This window comes from Caulobacter sp. HJHS_5 (assembly GCF_056683955.1).
In genome coordinates, this window is sequence record NZ_JBWZNC010000004.1 from 102,662 (window position 1) to 119,348 (window position 16,687).

At 69.1% G+C, this 16,687-nt stretch carries 14 protein-coding genes; 3 read left to right on the forward strand and 11 right to left on the reverse strand.

Features of this window, described 5'->3' with window-relative positions:
• Positions 1-18: 18 nt before the first annotated feature.
• Both ACFLIT_RS08810 and ACFLIT_RS08815 read right to left on the reverse strand, forming a co-directional pair.
• Positions 19-2,673, reverse strand: a complete 2,655-nt coding sequence (locus tag ACFLIT_RS08810) for a TonB-dependent receptor plug domain-containing protein (protein WP_479910849.1) — start codon at positions 2,671-2,673, stop codon at positions 19-21.
• Between the two features lie 35 nt (positions 2,674-2,708).
• A complete protein-coding gene (locus tag ACFLIT_RS08815; protein ID WP_479910850.1) occupies positions 2,709-4,205 on the reverse strand; it encodes a DUF1593 domain-containing protein in 1,497 nt (498 codons plus the stop codon).
• Positions 4,206-4,464: 259 nt separating this feature from the next.
• Between ACFLIT_RS08815 and ACFLIT_RS08820 the strand changes: the two genes are divergently transcribed.
• On the forward strand, positions 4,465-5,448 hold the full coding sequence (locus ACFLIT_RS08820) for a LacI family DNA-binding transcriptional regulator (RefSeq protein ID WP_479910851.1): 984 nt from the start codon (positions 4,465-4,467) through the stop codon (positions 5,446-5,448).
• 30 nt (positions 5,449-5,478) lie between these two features.
• Here ACFLIT_RS08820 and ACFLIT_RS08825 read toward each other — a convergent pair whose 3' ends face one another.
• The 9 genes from ACFLIT_RS08825 to ACFLIT_RS08865 are packed head-to-tail and all read right to left on the reverse strand — an operon-like array spanning position 5,479 to position 14,764.
• The gene (locus tag ACFLIT_RS08825; protein WP_479910852.1) at positions 5,479-6,456 is read right to left on the reverse strand and encodes a sugar phosphate isomerase/epimerase family protein; all 978 of its coding nucleotides are present in this window, start codon (positions 6,454-6,456) and stop codon (positions 5,479-5,481) included.
• A 32-nt stretch (positions 6,457-6,488) separates the two neighbouring features.
• Positions 6,489-7,451, reverse strand: coding sequence for a substrate-binding domain-containing protein (locus ACFLIT_RS08830; protein WP_479910853.1), 963 nt, complete (start codon positions 7,449-7,451; stop codon positions 6,489-6,491).
• A gap of 11 nt (positions 7,452-7,462) precedes the next feature.
• Positions 7,463-8,470, reverse strand: coding sequence for an ABC transporter permease (locus tag ACFLIT_RS08835; protein ID WP_479910854.1), 1,008 nt, complete (start codon positions 8,468-8,470; stop codon positions 7,463-7,465).
• Positions 8,467-9,978 carry a sugar ABC transporter ATP-binding protein gene (locus tag ACFLIT_RS08840; protein ID WP_479910855.1) on the reverse strand — a complete coding sequence of 504 codons (1,512 nt, stop codon included), beginning with the start codon at positions 9,976-9,978 and terminating at the stop codon, positions 8,467-8,469. Before ACFLIT_RS08840 ends, ACFLIT_RS08835 begins: the two co-directional genes overlap by 4 nt.
• Positions 9,975-10,562, reverse strand: a complete 588-nt coding sequence (locus ACFLIT_RS08845) for a DUF2291 family protein (protein ID WP_479910856.1) — start codon at positions 10,560-10,562, stop codon at positions 9,975-9,977. Before ACFLIT_RS08845 ends, ACFLIT_RS08840 begins: the two co-directional genes overlap by 4 nt.
• The gene (locus ACFLIT_RS08850; protein ID WP_479910857.1) at positions 10,559-11,512 is read right to left on the reverse strand and encodes a sugar-binding transcriptional regulator; all 954 of its coding nucleotides are present in this window, start codon (positions 11,510-11,512) and stop codon (positions 10,559-10,561) included. The genes ACFLIT_RS08845 and ACFLIT_RS08850 overlap by 4 nt, the downstream gene beginning before the upstream one ends.
• A complete protein-coding gene (locus tag ACFLIT_RS08855) occupies positions 11,509-13,011 on the reverse strand; it encodes an FGGY family carbohydrate kinase (RefSeq protein ID WP_479910858.1) in 1,503 nt (500 codons plus the stop codon). The genes ACFLIT_RS08850 and ACFLIT_RS08855 overlap by 4 nt, the downstream gene beginning before the upstream one ends.
• Before the next feature lie 5 nt (positions 13,012-13,016).
• Positions 13,017-13,949 carry a transketolase family protein gene (locus ACFLIT_RS08860; protein WP_479910859.1) on the reverse strand — a complete coding sequence of 311 codons (933 nt, stop codon included), beginning with the start codon at positions 13,947-13,949 and terminating at the stop codon, positions 13,017-13,019.
• A complete protein-coding gene (locus ACFLIT_RS08865; RefSeq protein ID WP_479910860.1) occupies positions 13,946-14,764 on the reverse strand; it encodes a transketolase in 819 nt (272 codons plus the stop codon). The genes ACFLIT_RS08860 and ACFLIT_RS08865 overlap by 4 nt, the downstream gene beginning before the upstream one ends.
• A gap of 227 nt (positions 14,765-14,991) precedes the next feature.
• Here ACFLIT_RS08865 and ACFLIT_RS08870 point away from each other — a divergent pair, with 227 nt between their 5' ends.
• Entirely contained in the window at positions 14,992-15,633 is a 642-nt protein-coding gene (locus ACFLIT_RS08870) for a YceI family protein (protein WP_479910861.1), read from the forward strand.
• Positions 15,630-16,487 (forward strand): ribokinase, encoded by an 858-nt coding sequence (locus ACFLIT_RS08875; protein WP_479910862.1) that lies wholly within the window; start codon positions 15,630-15,632, stop codon positions 16,485-16,487. Before ACFLIT_RS08870 ends, ACFLIT_RS08875 begins: the two co-directional genes overlap by 4 nt.
• Positions 16,488-16,687 lie beyond the last annotated feature (200 nt).

The window sequence follows — 16,687 nt, forward strand, 5'->3', positions numbered from 1 at the left end:
CCCGCGGATCGATCGGCCTTAGAACAGCTTGCGAAGGCCGACGTTGACGTAGCGGCCCAGGGTCGAGCCGTTGCCGGTGCCGCCCGACGTGTTCTGGAACGGCGGTTGGTCGTCCATCAGGTTGTCGACGTTCAGGGTCAGCGACAGGTCCCTGTTGTAGATGGCGTCGCCGGTGAAGTCGTAACGGAGCGCCAGGTTGATCGGGGCGAACGACTTGATCTTCGTCTGACCGACAACATTCGCCAGGTCGTAGCCCTGGCTGTAGTTGCGGGTCACGGAGGCGGTCAGCGAGCCGACATTCACACCGAGGGTGGTCGATAGCTGCAGCTTGCTTTGGTTGAAGGCGAGGTCGTCGTTCGCCGGCGAGCCGATGTTTTGGCTCTCGCGTTCCAAGGGCCGGGTGCCGGACAGGTTGGCGAAGATGGAGCCCCACGACACGGGTTGGCGGAACGACGCGTTGAAGTCGACGCCCTTGACCTTGAAGGTGCCGAAGTTGTTCCGCCGCAGGTCGACGACCAGATAGGGGTCCGCCCCGGCGCCGTAGAGCACCGAAAGATCGTTGGACGGGAAGCCCTGCAGGGGCAGGTTGCCGCGAATGGCGACCAGCTCGGCCAGCGTCGGGTTGGTCTGGTAGTAGCTGGCGAAGGCCGGGAGGCGGAAGAGATCCGGGCCGGTGGTGGCCAGGCCGATGCGATCCTTCAGATCCACGCTCCAGTACGACATGCCGACCTGCAGCTGCCGGAAGAAGGCCGGCTTGTAGTCGAAGCCAAACGAATAGGTGTCGGCCGTCTGCGGCTGCAGGCTCGCCTTGCCGCCCGAGATGGTGATGGTCGGCCGCTGCTGGTTGGAGGCCGGATCGCCCGGCTTCACGGTGCCGGTCGTCGGGAAATACTGCAGTCGGGCGTCGGCGCCGCCGGTGGTGTCGGCGAGCGAAGGCGCGTTGAACGAGCTGCCGAAGTTGCCGCGGAACTGCAGGCCGTCGATCACGCCCCAGGTGAAGGCGACCTTCGGATTGGTGGTCGAGCCGAAGTCCGAATAGTCGTCGTAGCGGGCCGACAGGTCGATGGCGAAGGACTGCACCAGCGGCAGGGCGTTGGCGTCCCCCACGATCGGAATGTTCACCTGACCGAATATCGCCTTCACGGTGCGCTTGGCCTTGCCGCGCCCGATGGTCGGGTCGTCGATGCTGGTCGCCGGCGTTCCCTGGAAGGCGTCGAGCGACGACTTCTGCCACTCGGCGCCGATGGCGGCGCGAACCGTGCCGCCCGGAAGGTCGAACAGCGGACCGTCGCCCTGAACACGGACGTCGTCGAGCGCTTGACGCGCATAGCCGATCAGCTTGTACGACCCGGTGACCGCTGACAGAATCTGCGGATTGGAGGCCAGCAGATTGTAGGGGTTGATCGCCGTCGAGGTGGTCAGGCCCGGACCGTTGAGCAGGGCCGCGAAGTTCGGGGCCAGCGTCGGGCTGCTGGTGTCGGTGATCGAGTGGCCGCGGTTGTAGAGCGCCTTGATCTGCCAATCGCCGCCGACATCCCAGGTCAGCTGCGGCGTGACCGAATACTGCTTGATGTGGCTGTTGGCGACGGCGCGGATGCCGGTGAACGGCGCGAAGCTGAAGTTCACCGTGTGCTGGGTCTCGGCGCCGATCGGCTGGAAGAACGGGTTGTTGACGCCGATGATGGCGTTGGTCCCGGTAAGAGCCGCCGAACGGCTCTTGGTGACGCGGTCGCCGTACAGGCCCTTCATCTCGAAGCGCAGATTGTCGGTGATCTGTTGGGTCAGCGACAGGAAGCCGCTGTAGGAGTGCTCTTCCGGGGCGATGTTGCCGAGCGCGGTGGTGTCGCAGAGGTTCAGGCTGCCGGGCACGCGGCTCTGCATGGCGTAGGTGACGCCGGCTGCGGTGATGTTGCCGGGCGTACAGGCGCGACCGCGGAAGTCGGTGCCGCCGAACGGACGCAGGTCCTGACGCGGACGCTCGCGGTCCTCGCTGTAGAGCGGGGTGTTGGCGCGGGTCGAGAAGGCCAGCAGGATGCCGCCCGTATCCCACTGGTGACCGCCGGTCAGGTTGAGGTCCCAGGCGTTGTAGCCGCCATCGGCCGCGCCGTAGCGCGAGGTGACCTCGAAGCCTTCGAACCGGCTGCGGGTGATGTAGTTGACGATGCCGCCCACGGCGTCGGCGCCGTAGAGGGCCGAGCCGCCGTCGGCCAGCACTTCGACGCGCTCCAGGGCGCCGGCCGGGATCATGCCGGCGTCGGGCGAGGTCTGCAGGGTGCCGACGCCGACTTGGTTATGACCGTCGACCAGCACCAGGGTGGTGTTGCCGCCGGACGAGCTGATGTTGCGGATATTGGGGCGGAACACGTTGAGGAACACCGAGGTCGGCGTGTTGGCCGTGGTGTTGAACTGGCTCGAGATCACCGGGATGTTGGCCAGGATCTGGTTGGCCGAGATGGCGCCGGTGCGCTTGATCTCTTCCTGGCCCATGCTCTGCACGTTAGCGCCGACCGGGGCGATGCCGCGGATGATCGTACCGGTGACGATCACTTCCTCGACCTCGCTGCTGGCGTTCGCCGCTTGGGCGAAGGCCTGGCCGCCGGTCATCAGCACGGCCGCGGCGGCGACGCCGCCCATCAGCCGGGCGTTTAGATTACCGCTAAACTTGGTACGCATGTTTCAACTCCCCTTGTTGTTTTTTCAGCCACGCGTCAGGCCGCCGCCCTGAGGACGATGCGCTGGTATCGCGTGAGCGACGGGCTCCCCCCATCCGTGACTTCCAGGATGAGGTGGATGGTTTCGCCCGGCCGGATGTCGCCCGGGACGTTCATCGAGGCGGTCAGGGCGCCGGGATTCTCCAGCGTCACGGCCCCCGAATAGGTGTCGGCGTCGTCGTAGCGCCACCAGCGGTAGGTCAGGGCGTCGCCGTCCGGGTCGCTGGCCGTCGCGGCCAGTCGCACGGTCTCGCCCGGCCGCACGGTGCGATCGACGGCGCCGGCGGCCTTCACCACGGGCGGGTGGTTGGCGGCCTTGAAGCTGGGCGTGGTCGCCCAAACCAGACGCGCGGCCAGATCGCGCTGGGCCGCGCCGAACCAGCGGGCCGAGGCGTAGGACGGCTTCGGACCATCGGGGCCGACGTCCTGGGCGTTGCGCCCGCCCCAGCCGCCCCAGGAGGCGTCGCGATAGCCGCGCAGGCCGTTGTCGAGCAGGTTCATGAAGGTCGAGGTGTCGCCCTCGGAGATCCAGGACCCCTTGTCCTGGGGGGCGGTCCACACCCAGTAGCCCTCGGCCCGCAGTTGATCGGCGGTCTTGCCGACCTCGCCGAAGTAGTCGGTCGGATCGTCCTGGGCCATTTTCCTGCCGTCGCCCCAGACGCGGTAGTGCGCGCCCATCGGCCCTCGGCTGGAGACGTTCTGGCGCATCCAGTCGGCGGTCAGGTAGAGACGATCCTCCGGCTGCACGGCGTTGCGGGCGCCGTAGCCGTAGGTCTGGGTCGACATCTGCCGGAACTCGATCTCCGGCCAGTTCGGCTTGATCGACTTCTCGTAGACGTTGTCCTGGTCGCCGAAGGCCTGGATGATCGCCTTCTTGGAGACCTTGGCGCGGATCGCCGGCCACTCGGGGCGGCCCTCGTAGCGATCCTTGATGCTCATCAGCGCCCGGCCGATGGTGCTCTGACCGCCCCAGGCGAGCAGATAGATCGGGCCCGGCTTGTCATCGAGCAGCAGTTGCTCGATCAGTTTGGAGCCGTCGGTCTCCTTCGACATGTCGCCGTCGAACTCGACATTGCCCCAGCGGATCTTCGATTTCAGGAAGGCGGGCGTCGGGTAGCGCGGATCGTGGACCTTGAGGTTCGGATAGGCCTTCTCGTAGGCCTCCACCGCGTCGTCGACGAAGCGTTCGCCCTCGCCCCAGCGCCAGTGGGTGCAGGGGCAGACCTTGCGGCCGTTGCGGTCGTACTCGCGGCCGGCGACGAACCATTTCGTGCCCTTGCCGTCGCCTTTCCAATGAAACTGGCTCGAGGCGTAGACCAGACCCTCGGTCTGGAAATCGGTGCTGTTCAGCAGGTAGCGCAGCAGGGAATTGGAATCGTCCAGCTCGGGATCGGTCGTCACGACGACGCGCGGCTTGGCCGGCGTCTGCGCCCCGGCGCCCCCGGCCACGAGCGCCAGGCTCGCCAGCAGACATGCGGACAGCTTGCGCCGCATCCTTCCCATCCTCCCGTGGCCCGCGTGGTTTAGCGGTATTCTTTGAAGGCAAGCTCCCGCACGGAGCGACGGGCGTCAACATATTTTTGTTGGTATGCATTTTTATGCACAATGCCCGCGATCAAAGTTAACGGCGTGGGTTCATTGTGAGATCGCGTCTCGGCGCATCTGCGCTAGTAAGGCTGTGAAACGGCCTAGCCATGGAGCGCGCATGGCCCGCGGACCACGCCCCTCGGGCGGCGCAATAACCATTCGAGCCGTGGCCGAACGCGCGGGCGTCTCGTCGATGACGGTCTCGTACGTGCTCAACGAGTCCAAGCCGGTGCGCCCGACGACGCGCGCCGCCGTGCTCAACGCGGTGGCCGAGCTGGGCTATATTCCCAACGCGGCGGCGCGTGAGCTGGCGACCGCCCGCTCGACGCGCATCGGGGTGCTCTACTTCGACACCAGCCACACCTTCGTCAGCGCCATGCTGGCCGGCGCCCTGAGCGCCGCCGCCCGCACCGGGGCCCAGGTGATCGCCCGGCAATGCGCCAGCTTCGCGATCGAGAACACCGGCCCCGCCCTGCTCTCCCTCGTCCAGGAAGGCGCCAACGGAATCCTGATCTACCCGCCGATCAGCGGCATTCTCACCGGCACCGAGACCATGGCCCGGCTGGGCGTTCCGGTCTGCGTGATCGCCCAGGGCGACCCGCTGCCGGACATGGACACCGTGGGTCTCGACGAGGTCGGCGCCGCCCAGGGGATGACGGCCTATCTGCTGGCGCGCGGCCACCGTCGCATCGGCTTCCTGACCGGCGACCTCGAACACGCCTCGGCGCTCAAGCGCCTGGAGGGCTACAAGGCCGCCCTGCGGGAGCACGGCGTGGAGGTCGATCCCGCCCTGATCGCCCAGGCGGACTACCGCTTCGAAGGCGGGGCGGCGGCGACCCGTCAGCTGCTCGACCTGCCGCGACGTCCGACGGCCATCTTCGCCAGCAACGACGACATGGCCGCCGGCGTCAGCCTGGTGGTGCACCAGCGCGGTCTGCGCGTGCCGCAGGACATCGCCATCGCCGGCTTCGACGACAGCTTCTTCGCCACGCGCATCTGGCCGCAGCTGACCACCATCCGCCAGGACGTGGCGGCGATGTCGGAGCGGGCGACCCAGATCCTGATCGGCCGCCATCGCGAGGGCCGCGTTCACGCCGCGCCGCGAGCCGAACGCCTGCCGTTCGAGCTGATCGAGCGCCAGTCGACCTGAAGACCCGCGACCTGACGCTCGACCTTCGCCTCAGTAGGAGGTGAACAGCGCCTGCTGGGCCAGCTTCAGGGCGCCTAGGGCGTCGTGCTCGGCCTGACACTTGGCCATGGCCTTCATGTCCAGCTTGTCGAGCGCGCGCTCGCAGGCCTTGAGGAAGTCGATCGCCTGCCTGGCGGCCTGCACGCTGTTTTCGCGGAAGGGGAACTGGTCCAGCTGCCAGACGCCTTCCCAGTTGTTTTTGCGCAGGGTGTAAAAGAACTCGAACAGCTCGATCGGGTGGACCGTGCCGGCCACCATGTCGTCGTCCCAGCCGCGCAGGTTGTCGTTCACGTCCATGCCGAACAGGCGGCCGTAGTCGATGGCCAGTTGGGCGGCGTCGGCCGGGCTCTCGCCACCGAACAACGAGTGGCCGAAGTCCAGCAGGATGCCGACGTTGGGCAGGCCGATCTTCTCGATGCCCAGGAGGGTGCGCGACACCGAGTCGAAGCTCATGTGCACCCGCGGCTCGCGCGGCTTGTACTCGATGACGAACTTCAGGTCGGGGTTCTCGGCCGCCAGCCGGCCGACGCCGTCCAGGCTGTGCTTCCACACCGTCGAATGATCGACCTGGAACGGATAGTCCCAGCCGTCCTGACCCGGCCAGATCTTCACATAGTCGGCGCCGAAGCGGCGGACGAGGCCGGCGGCCTCTGTGCACAGCTCATGCGCCAGGCGGCGGACGCCCGGATCGGGGTTGGTGAAGGAGCCCTTGCGGAACACCTTCGTGTAGATCTCCGGCGTGATGCCGATGACGCCGAGGTTGTTCCGCTTCAGCGCCGCCTCGACTTGATCGACCGAGATGTCGCCCGACCACGGGGCGTTGATGTCGACCACCGACAGGTCGCCCACCTGGCCGGCCAGGTCGATGGCCTGCAGCAGGTTCACCGGCTCGCCGTAGCCGTCGGTGGCGTAGCGGTCGACGTAGGTCGCGAAGTGCCAGATGCCGGCGCCGTACTTTTGCTGGGCCATAGCGTCGTCTCCCTAGAGGTTCGTTCCGGCGGTCAGAGCTTGGCGAAGACGCCGTACTGAGCCGCGTTGTCCTTGGTCACCAGTTCGCACGGCACGGTCTGGCGCTCGGCGAGGCCGGTGCCGCCCTTGGTGATCTGGTCGTGGGCCTGGTTGACGGCCATCTCCGCGATGGCGGCCGCCGGCTGCAGCACGGTGGCGGCGATGTCGCCGGCCTTGATGGCGTTGATCACGTCGGGGCTGCCGTCGAAGCCGACGACGATCACCTTCGACAGGCCCGCCGCCTTCAGGGCCGCAGAGGCGCCCAGCGCCATGGTGTCGTTGCCGCAGATCACGCCCTTGATGTTGCGGTTGCCCTGCAGGATCGTTTCCATCTTCTGGAAAGCCTCGGTCTGGCTCCAGTTGGCGCTCTGGCGGGCGACGGCCTTCAGGTCGGGGAACTGCTCGATCACCGACTTGTAGCCCTGGCTGCGAATGGTCGCGTTGGTGTCGCTCTCCTTGCCGACCAGCTCGACGTAGTCGCCCTTCTCGCCCATCAGGCGGACGAACTCCTGAGCCCCGAGGGTGGCGCCCTGGTAGTTGTCGGCGACGATCTGCGAGGTGGCCGCGCCCTTCACCGAGATCTCGCGGTCGATCAGGAACACCGGGATCTTGGCGTCCTTGGCCTTGTTCACCGCCGCCACGGTGGCGTCGCTGCCGGCGTTGTCGAGGATGATGGCGGCGGCCTTGCGGGCGATGGCCACGTCGATCAGCTCGGACTGCTTATAGGCGTCGTCGTCGTGGCTGTTGACCAGGGTCTGGTAGCCCAGCGCCTTGGCGCGCTTGTCGGCCGCGTCGGCCTCGGCCTTGAAGAAGGGGTTGTCGACCGACGGCGTGATGATGGCGATCAGCTTCGGGCCGCCCTCGGCGCCGCCGCCGCGATTGCACGCCGCCGCCGCCAGAGGGGCCGCGGCGGCCAGGCCCAGCAGCAGGCCTCTTCTGTTCAGCAAACCGTCCATGGCGTTTCCTCTCAGGCTTCTTTGTTGGAGGTCTTGTTGTACTGGTCGATGACGACGGCCGCGACGATCACCGCGCCCTTGATCAGGATCTGCCAGAACTCGGAGACGCCGAGCAGCACCAGGCCGTTGGCCAGCACGCCGATGACCATGGCCCCGATCAGGGTGCCGCCGACCGTGCCGCGACCGCCCATCAGCGAGGTGCCGCCGAGAACCACGGCGGCGATGGCGTTGAGCTCGAAGGTTTCGCCCGTGGCCGGGTGGGCCGAGTTCAGTTGCGAGGCGATGATCAGGCCGACCACGGCGGCGCAGAAGGCCGAGACCGTGTAGGTGACGAACTTGATGTCCCCTACCCGCACGCCGGCCAGACGGGCGGCGCGCTCGTTGCCGCCGACGGCGTAGATGTAGCGGCCGAGCCGGGTGCGGCCGATCACGAAGATCGCCACCAGGGCCATCAGCGCCATGATCCAGACCGGGGCCGGCAGGCCCAGCGGCCCACCGCCGCCGAGCAGCAGGAAGCCGTGGTTCTTCAGTTCGTCGCGACCGCCGAGGTCCGGGAAGGTGGCGCCGCCCGACATCAGCAGGGCGACGCCGCGCGCGACGTAGAGCACGCCCAGGGTGGCGATGAACGGCGGCGCCCGCAGCACCGTCACCAGGAAGCCGTTCAGCGCGCCGAACAGCATGCCGGCCAGCAGCGAGATCACGATCACCAGCCAGGCCGGGAAGAACACGGCCAGGCCCAGCGGCTCCAACACCAGCCCCTTGGTCAGCAGGAAGCCCGCGACCATGCCGGTGAACCCCGCGATCGAACCGACGGACAGATCGATGCCGCCGGCGATCACCACCCACGTCATGCCGATGGCCAGGATGGCGTTGATCGCCACATGCTTCAGCAGGATCGTCAGGTTGCCGGTGGTCAGGAACTCCGGGCTGAGAATGGCGAACACTCCCGCCACCACGATCAGGGCGATCAGGGCGCGCAGGCGCATCACCTGGTCCAGGGCGGACCGCTTCGTCGTCATGCGGCAAACTCCACTTCAGCCGCGGCGGCCTTGGCCAGCATCGACTCGTTCACTTCCGACGCCGCCGCCTCCAGGGCGATCCGCCCGCGCGACATCACGATGACGCGGGTGGCGGCGGCGAGGATCTCGCTGGAGTCCGAGGAGGCGAACAGCACCGCCGCCCCGTCGGCCGCGAGGCGGCGCATCTGGTCGAGGATCTCGGCCTTGGCGGCCACGTCGACGCCGCGCGTCGGCTCGTCGAGCAGCAGCACCTTGGGCCCGGCCATCAGGCAGCGCGACAGCACCACCTTCTGCTGATTGCCGCCCGACAGCGACTGCACCGGATGGTCCAGCGACGGGATCTTGATCTTCAGGGTATCGACCAGACGGCCGGCCGCCTCCCTCTCCTGGCCCTTCCCGAACATGCCGCCGAACACATCGGCGAGGCTCGACAGGCTCATGTTGCGCAGAATGCTGAGGTTGGGCAGCAGGCCGTCGCGCTGGCGGTCCTCGGGGGCCAGCACGAGGCCGGCCTCGATGCGATCGGTGACGCTGAGGCCCTTCAGGTCGCGGTCGCCCAGCCGCTGCTCGCCCTCGGCGTCGCGGTGCAGGCCGATCAGGGCCTCGAACAGCTCGGTGCGGCCCGCGCCCATCAGGCCGTAGAAGCCGACCACCTCGCCCGCGCAGACGGAAAGGTCGACGCCGCGCACCGCGCTGCGGCCCTCGCGGGCGCCGATCTTGAGGTTCTTGACCCGCAGCACCGGCTCGCCGGTCAGCACGGGGGCGGCGGCGGCGGCCGTCAGTTCTGCCCGGCCGGTCATCTCGCGGACGATCCAGTCCTTGTCGACGTCGCGGCACTGGGCCTGGGCGACGATCTGCCCGTCGCGCATCACCGTGACCCGGTCGCTGATCTCCAGCAGTTCGTCGAGGCGGTGCGAGATGTAGACGATGGCCACGCCTTGGGCGGCCAGCTTGCGGATCACCCCGAACAGCACCGGAATCTCCGCCGGGCTCAGCGCCGAGGTCGGCTCGTCCATCAGGAGGACCTTGGTGTCGCCGATCAGCGCCTTGGCGATCTCCACCGCCTGCCGCACCCCGACCGGCAGTTCGCGCACCTTGGTGTCGGGGCTCACCGTCTGGCCGAGGCGGGCCAAGGTCTCGGCGGCGGCCTGCTTCTGCGCGGCGGCGTCGACCAGGCCGAGCCGGTCGGTGATCTCGCGGCCCAGGAACAGGTTCTCCGCGACGGTCAGGTCGGGAAACAGCATCAGCTCCTGGTGGACCATGCCGATGCCGCTGGCGGCCGCCTCGCGCACCGAGGCGAAGCGGGTGGGAACGCCCTCGACCCGCAGTTCGCCCTCGGTCGGCTCCTCGATGCCGGCGATGATCTTGCACAGGGTCGACTTGCCCGCCCCGTTGGCGCCGATCAGGGCGTGAACCTCGCCGGCCTTCAAGGCGAAGTCGACGCCGCGCAGCGCATGGGCGCCGCCGTAGCGCTTGTGAATCCCACGGGCTTCGAGGGCGAAGGTCATGGCGACAGCGTCAACCGCACGGGGGTGATGCGGACGTCGCCCCTGGCCGTCCTGGCGCCGGCGCCGACGAAGGCGATGCGCTTGCCTTCCATGACGCTCGGATCAGACAGCAGCGGCAGGCCGGCCAGGGCGCGACGGTTCAGGTCGGACCCGACATTGGCGTAGTCGACCTGGGTGTCGAAGTCGGCGAAGGCCAGACCGAGCGCGTCGCGCAAGTCCGAACCGGTGATCACCGGGCCGAGCGCCAGGGTGACGTCGGCCGCGCCGTCCTGCGGATCGAGATCGACGAGGGCGAAGCCGACGCGCGACGTCGTGTCGACCTTCATCACCAGACCCTCGCCCTTGAGGAACGCAGGAGTGGAGGCGGCCTGGCCGACCGGGGCGGCGGCGTCCAGCTTGCCGGGCAGATCATCGCTCCACACCTTGCCGACGAAGGTCGCCGCGTCGAAGGCCTGCGGCCCGACGATGGCCTTGCCCTGGTCGTCCAGCGGCGTGGTCACCCACGGCCGGAACACGGCCAGCAGCACCACCGCCAGGACGGCGATCACGGCGCCCCAACGCGCGGGGGTCAGGGCAAGCTTCACTTCGGCGACTCCAGAATTGCCCGCGCCACCTGCTCGTCGGTCACCAGCACATCGACCACGCCGCTGCGCAGCGCCGCGTGGATGGCGGCGGTCTTGCGCGCCCCGCCGGCCACGGCGACGACGCGAGGCGTGCGGCGCAGTTGGGTCAGGTCGATGCCGATCACCCGCTCGTCGAGCGGCGAGCGCACCGGCTGGCCGGCCTCGTCGAAGAAGTGCAGGCAGATGTCGCCCACGGCGCCGGCGGCCTGCAGCGCCTTGCGATCCTCTTCCGAGAAGGCGTTTCCGGAGTCGGCCAGCAGCGGCGAGGGCTCGACGGCGCCGATGCCGACCAGGGCCACGGTCAGCCGGTCGAACAGCGCCGTCGCCTGGCTAACATAGGGATCGTCGAGCAGCACCTTGCGGGCGTCCGGCGACGGGGTCACGCCCGGGGCCGGCAGCAGCACCGGCTGGGCGCCAATCAGCTGGGCCGCGCGGTGCGTCAGGCGCGTGGCGTGCAGCTCGGCGGACGGATTGCCGACCCCGCCGAGGATCTGCACCACCGTGACGCCCTCGGTGCGAGTCGGCGACATGGCGTCGACCATCGCCAGCAGCGAGGCCGACCACGACGACATGCCGACCACGTCGTCCCGCTTCAGGGTGCTCGACAGCAGGACGGCGGCGGCCGAGCCGAGGTGCGAGAGCAGTTGCGAGGGGCTTTCGGCCGCGTCGACCACCACCGCCTGGGCCAGGCCGAAGCTCTGCTCCAGCCCCTGTTCGAGGTCGGCGTAGAAACCGGCGGGATAGTTCAGGCGCACCTGGACGATGCCTTCCTTCTCGGCCCGCTTCAGCAGGCGCGAGATGGTCGACTGGTGGATGCCGAGCTGGGCGGAGATCACCGCCTGACGCTGCTTCCGGTTGTAATAAAGGTCGGCGATCTTGGCGATCTGTCGCAGGTCGTCGCGGCGGCTCACGGGGCGGACTCCTCAGGTGGAGCGCGCAGCTTCGTCCGGGCGATGGCCATTCGCCAAGCGTCCCGTCGCCGGGCCGCCTCCGCCCGGTCCATTTTCGGCTCGAAACGATCGACCGCCCGCGGCAGGGCGCGCACCGCCTCGATGTCCCACACCCCGGCGCCGAGCCCCGCCAGACAGGCCACGCCCCGCGCCGACAGGTCCGCCGAACGGTCGCGGATCACGGGGCGGCCGATCATGTCGGCCTGGAACTGCATGAGCACGTCGTTGCGGCTGGCGCCGCCGTCGGCGCGCAGTTCGGCCAGGGTCGCCCCGGCCGCCGCCTCCATGGCGTCGAACACGTCGGCCACCTGATAGGCGATCGATTCGAAGGCGGCGCGGGCGATGTGGATCGCCGTCGAGCCGCGGGTCAGGCCGCAGATCAGGCCGCGCGCCTGGTCGTCCCAATGCGGCGCGCCGAGGCCCGCGAAGGCCGGCACGAAATAGACCCCCTCGCTGTCCGGCGTCATGGCCATGTTGGCGGCGGCCTTGCCCGGGTCTTCGCTGACCCCGAGCATCCGCCCCACCCACTCCAGCGTCGCGCCGGTGCTGGCGATGTTGCCTTCCAAGGCGTGGGTGACGGTCTCACCCAGCCGCCAGGCGACCGTGCCGGAGAGCCCGGCCGAGACGCCGCGCGACACATCGGCCGCCAGGGTCATCAGCGACGAGCCGGTGCCGAAGGTCGCCTTCACCACGCCGGGCTCGAAGGCCGCGTGGCCGAACATGGCGGCGTGGCTGTCGCCGGCCACCCCGGTGATCGGGGCGCGGACGGGGAAGTCGGCGGCGACGGCTTCGCCGAACAGGCTGTCGGAGGGGCGCACCTGCGGCAGGGCGGCGGCCGGGACGCCGAACACCTCGAGGAGGCGCGGGCTCCACTGGCCGGTCTCGATGTCGAGCAGCTGGGTGCGGCTGGCGTTCGAACTGTCGGTGGCGTGCACCCTGCCGCCGGTCAGCTTCCACAGCAGCCAGCTGTCCACCGTGCCGAGGCAGATCTCGCCGGCGGCGGCGCGGGCCGCGCCGTTGGGCGTCGCGTCCAGCAGCCAGCGCATCTTGCTGCCCGAGAACAGCGGATCGATGCCCAGGCCGGTCACCTCTTCGATAAGAGGGCCATGGCCGGCCTCGCGAAGCGTGTCGCAGAACGGGCTGGTGCGGCGGCACTGCCAGGTGACGCAGGGGCCGAGCGGCTCGCCGGTGCGACGATCCCAGATCATCGCCGACTCACGCTGGTTGGTCACGCCGATGGCGACCACCTCGGCCGGGTCGATCCTGGCCAGGGCGGCGGTCGCCGCGCCGACGACGCTGGACCAGATTTCCTTGCCGTATTGCTCGACCCACCCCGGCTGCGGGAAGCGGGTGGAGAGCGGGCGCGAGCCTTCGCCGACAACCCGGCCGGTCTCGTCGAAGAGCACGGCCTTGCTGTTGGTCGAGCCCTGATCGATCGCGAGGATCAGCCGACCGCCCATGGGAGTCAGCCCAGGAGGTCGCGGACGGCGGCGGCGACGCCCGCCGCGTTCAGGCCGAAGTGGTCGTGCAGGAACTCGGCCGAGCCGGTGGGGGCGAAGACGCCGGGCACCGCCACCATGCGCATCGGCGCCGGCTTGTGGGTGACCACCACCTCCGCCACGGCCGAGCCAAGGCCGCCGTAGACGGTATGCTCCTCGGCGGTGACGATGCCGCGGGTCTCCGACGACGCCGCGAGGATTTCCTCGACGTCGATCGGCTTGACGGTCGACATGTTGACCACCCGCGCCGAAACGCCCTCGCGAGCCAGGTCGTCGGCCGCCTGCAGGGCGCGCGAGACCAGGGTGCCCATGGCGATGATGGTCACGTCCGAACCTTCGCGCAGGCGCACGGCCTTGCCGATCTCGAACTTTTGGTCGGCGGCGTGGATCACCGGCACGCCCATGCGGGCGACGCGGATAAACACCGGGCCGTCGTAGGCGTGGATCAGGCGCATCATCGCGGCGGTCTCGACCGGATCGGCCGGGGTGATCACCGTGAGGTTGGCGATGGCCCGGGTCCAGGCGATGTCCTCGATGGAATGGTGGGTCGGGCCCAGTTCGCCATAGGCCATGCCCGGCGCCATGCCGCAGAGCTTGACGTTGTTCTTGGCGTAGCCGGCGTCGACCTTCACCTGCTCGGTCGCACGGCCGGTGAGGAAGCAGGAGGCGGCGCAGACGAACGGGACCTTGCCGGCGCTGGCCAGGCCGGCGGCGACGCCGACCATGTTCTGCTCGGCGATGCCGACATTGATCACCCGGTCGGGGAAGCGGTCGCGGAAGCCCGCCAGGTTCGACGAGCTGACGCTGTCGTTGCAGACGGCGACGACCCGGGGATCGGCCTCGGCCAGTTCGATCAGGGTCGAGGCGAAGGCCTTGCGGCAGTCGAAGAGATCGCTCACGCCAGCTCCTCCAGGGCGCGGGCCAGTTCGTCCGCGCTCGGAATCTTGTGATGCCAGGCGGCGATGTTCTCCATGAAGGAGACGCCGCGGCCCTTGGTGGTGCTGGCGACCACGCAGCGCGGCGCGTCGCGTCCGGCCGTGGTCAGCGCCTCGACCAGGGCGGCCTGGTCGTGGCCGTCGACCTCGACCGTCTCGAAGCCGAACGCCCGCCACTTGTCGGCCAGGGGATCGAGGGCGGCGGTGTTCTCGGTGAAGTCGCCCTGCTGCAGGCGATTGCGGTCGACGATGACGGTGAGGTTGGACAGCTTGCGGTGCGAGGCGGTCATCGCCGCCTCCCAATTGCTGCCTTCCTGCAGTTCGCCGTCGCCGGTCAGCACGAAGGTGCGCCAGTCGGCGCCGTCCAGCCTGGCGGCGATCGCCATGCCGACGGCGATCGGCAGGCCGTGACCGAGCGGGCCGGTGTTGGCCTCGACGCCGGGCAGCTTGTTGCGGTCGGGGTGGCCGTTCAGCATCGACAGCGGCTGCATGAAGGTCGCGAGCTGGTCCCGCGGGAAGAAGCCGGAGAGCGAGAGGGTCGAATAGAAGCTGGCGGCCGCGTGGCCCTTGGACAGCACGAAGCGGTCGCGCCCCGCCCAGTCCGGCCGCGCCGGATCGAACCGCATTACCCGACCGTAGAGCACCGCCAGAACGTCGGCGGCGGAAAGGTCGCCGCCCGGATGGCCCAGCTGGGCATGCACGGCCATGCGCAGGGCGCTGCGGCGAATCTCGCCGGCGAACGCACGCAACTCGGTGTCGGAAAGGCCTCCGCCTGGCACCGCTTCCCCCAATCTCATTCCCAACTGGCTCGGGATATTTATGCATTCAAGAATTTTGATGCAAGGAAGGATTAGCGGACTAGGGCGCGGCCAGCAAGCCGGCGCAGTCTGAAAACTTCTGGCGACCATGCGCAACTTTTCGCCCGCGCCCGGCGAACCTCAGTCAGGCGGGCTTGCCGTCTGCCTGCGGCGGTGCTGCCATGGCTCGCCTCGACCTCGGAGCGTCGATGAAACTCGCCCATCTCGCCCTGTCGCTCGGCCTGGCTTCGCTGCTGTCGGCGGCGCCGGCCCTGGCCAACCCCGAGACGGTCGATCCGGCCAGGACCCCGGCCGGCCGCTACGAACTCGATCCGCGCCACGCCAGCCTGGTGGTGCGCGTCGTCCACATGGGCTTTTCGAACTACACCATGCGCTTCAAGGGCCTGACCGGCAGCTTCGACTATGACCCCGCCGGCTGGGACAAGACCAAGGTGACCATCAACGTGGACCCACGCTCCATCGAAACCACGGAGTCGTCGTTCGACCGCACCGTCGCCGGCTACTTCGAGCCCGACAAATACCCCAGCATCACCTTCGTCTCGTCAGGCCTGACCTCGAACGCCCCCGCTCGCGGCCAACTCGACGGCGACCTGACCCTGCACGGGGTGACCAGGCCGGTCTCGCTCGACGTCACCTTCAACGGCGCCGGCCCCGGCCTGCTGGGCGCCGGCACGCGCATGGGCTTCTCCGGCACAGGCCGCATCAAGCGCTCGGACTTCAACATCACCGGCGGTCGTCCCTTCGCCAGCGACGAGGTCGATCTCGTCTTCGAGGTGGAGTTCGTGCGCCGGGGACGGGCCGAGCCCGCGCCCACGACTTCCACGCCATGACCGGAACCGTGGTCGTACTCGGCAGCATCAACGTCGACCTGCTGCTCAGCGTCGCGCGCTTGCCGAAAGCGGGCGAAACCGTGCTCGGCTCCAGCGTTGATCGCCAGCTCGGCGGCAAGGGCGCCAACCAGGCCGTGGCCGCGGCGCGGGCCGGCGCGCCCTGCATCCTGATCGCCGCCGTGGGGGCGGACGAGGACGGCGACCGGATGCTCGCGGCGCTGGCGACCGCCGGGGTCGATGTCGGTCATATCAATCGCGTACCCACGCCGACCGGGCTGGCTGTGGTCGCCACCTCGCCCGCCGACAACCAGATCATCGTCCTGGCCGGCGCCAACGCCGAACTCACCGCCGCCCAGGTGGACGCCGCGCCCATCGCGCCCGGCGACGTCTGCCTCACCCAACTGGAGTCGCCCATCGCCCTGGTCGAGCGGTTCCTGCGCCGCGCCAAGGCGGCCGGAGCGACGACCGTGCTCAACCCCTCGCCGGTCGATGTCGCGGCCCGCGAACTGCTGCCCGTGACCGACGTCCTGCTGGTCAACGAGAGCGAGCGCGACCTCCTGGCGCCGTTGAGCCTGAGCGACGACCAGGTTCTCGTCGTGACCCTCGGTGAACGCGGCGTCTCGGTCACCCACGGCGGAGAGACGCGGCGGCTGCCGGGCCGCAAGGCCGAGGTGGTCGACACCACCGGCGCCGGCGACTGCTTCGCCGGCTACCTCGCCGCCGCCCTCTCGCGCGGGACCGACCTCATGGACGGTCTGGCCGAGGCCAACGCCGCCGCGGCTCTTTCGGTGCAGTCGAAGGGCGCGGCGCCATCGATGCCCGACCGCGCCGCCGTGCTGCGGGCGCCAGGCTAGGTCCGCTTCGCCACCCCTCGCAGCCGCGTCGACCAGCAGGCCGCGGCCTCGCGGCTCGCTTCGCTCATCAGCCCTCCGGCCGACTTGATCGACGGCGGCCCGTATAGGGCTTTGGGCCGCCATTGAGATTGGCGCCCCTCCGTGATTTACCATAACCACGTTCGCTCACTGAGCCTTCCCCCTCACGCTGGCTCCTTGTT

Excerpts from the sequence above, each read along its gene's own strand:
- ACFLIT_RS08810 (WP_479910849.1), bottom strand. The coding sequence starts at position 2,673 with ATGCGTACCAAGTTTAGCGGTAATCTAAACGCCCGGCTGATGGGCGGC.
- ACFLIT_RS08815 (WP_479910850.1), bottom strand. The coding sequence starts at position 4,205 with ATGCGGCGCAAGCTGTCCGCATGTCTGCTGGCGAGCCTGGCGCTCGTG.
- ACFLIT_RS08825 (WP_479910852.1), bottom strand. The coding sequence starts at position 6,456 with ATGGCCCAGCAAAAGTACGGCGCCGGCATCTGGCACTTCGCGACCTAC.
- ACFLIT_RS08830 (WP_479910853.1), bottom strand. The coding sequence starts at position 7,451 with ATGGACGGTTTGCTGAACAGAAGAGGCCTGCTGCTGGGCCTGGCCGCC.
- ACFLIT_RS08835 (WP_479910854.1), bottom strand. The coding sequence starts at position 8,470 with ATGACGACGAAGCGGTCCGCCCTGGACCAGGTGATGCGCCTGCGCGCC.
- ACFLIT_RS08840 (WP_479910855.1), bottom strand. The coding sequence starts at position 9,978 with ATGACCTTCGCCCTCGAAGCCCGTGGGATTCACAAGCGCTACGGCGGC.
- ACFLIT_RS08855 (WP_479910858.1), bottom strand. The coding sequence starts at position 13,011 with ATGGGCGGTCGGCTGATCCTCGCGATCGATCAGGGCTCGACCAACAGC.
- ACFLIT_RS08870 (WP_479910861.1), top strand. The coding sequence starts at position 14,992 with ATGAAACTCGCCCATCTCGCCCTGTCGCTCGGCCTGGCTTCGCTGCTG.
- ACFLIT_RS08875 (WP_479910862.1), top strand. The coding sequence starts at position 15,630 with ATGACCGGAACCGTGGTCGTACTCGGCAGCATCAACGTCGACCTGCTG.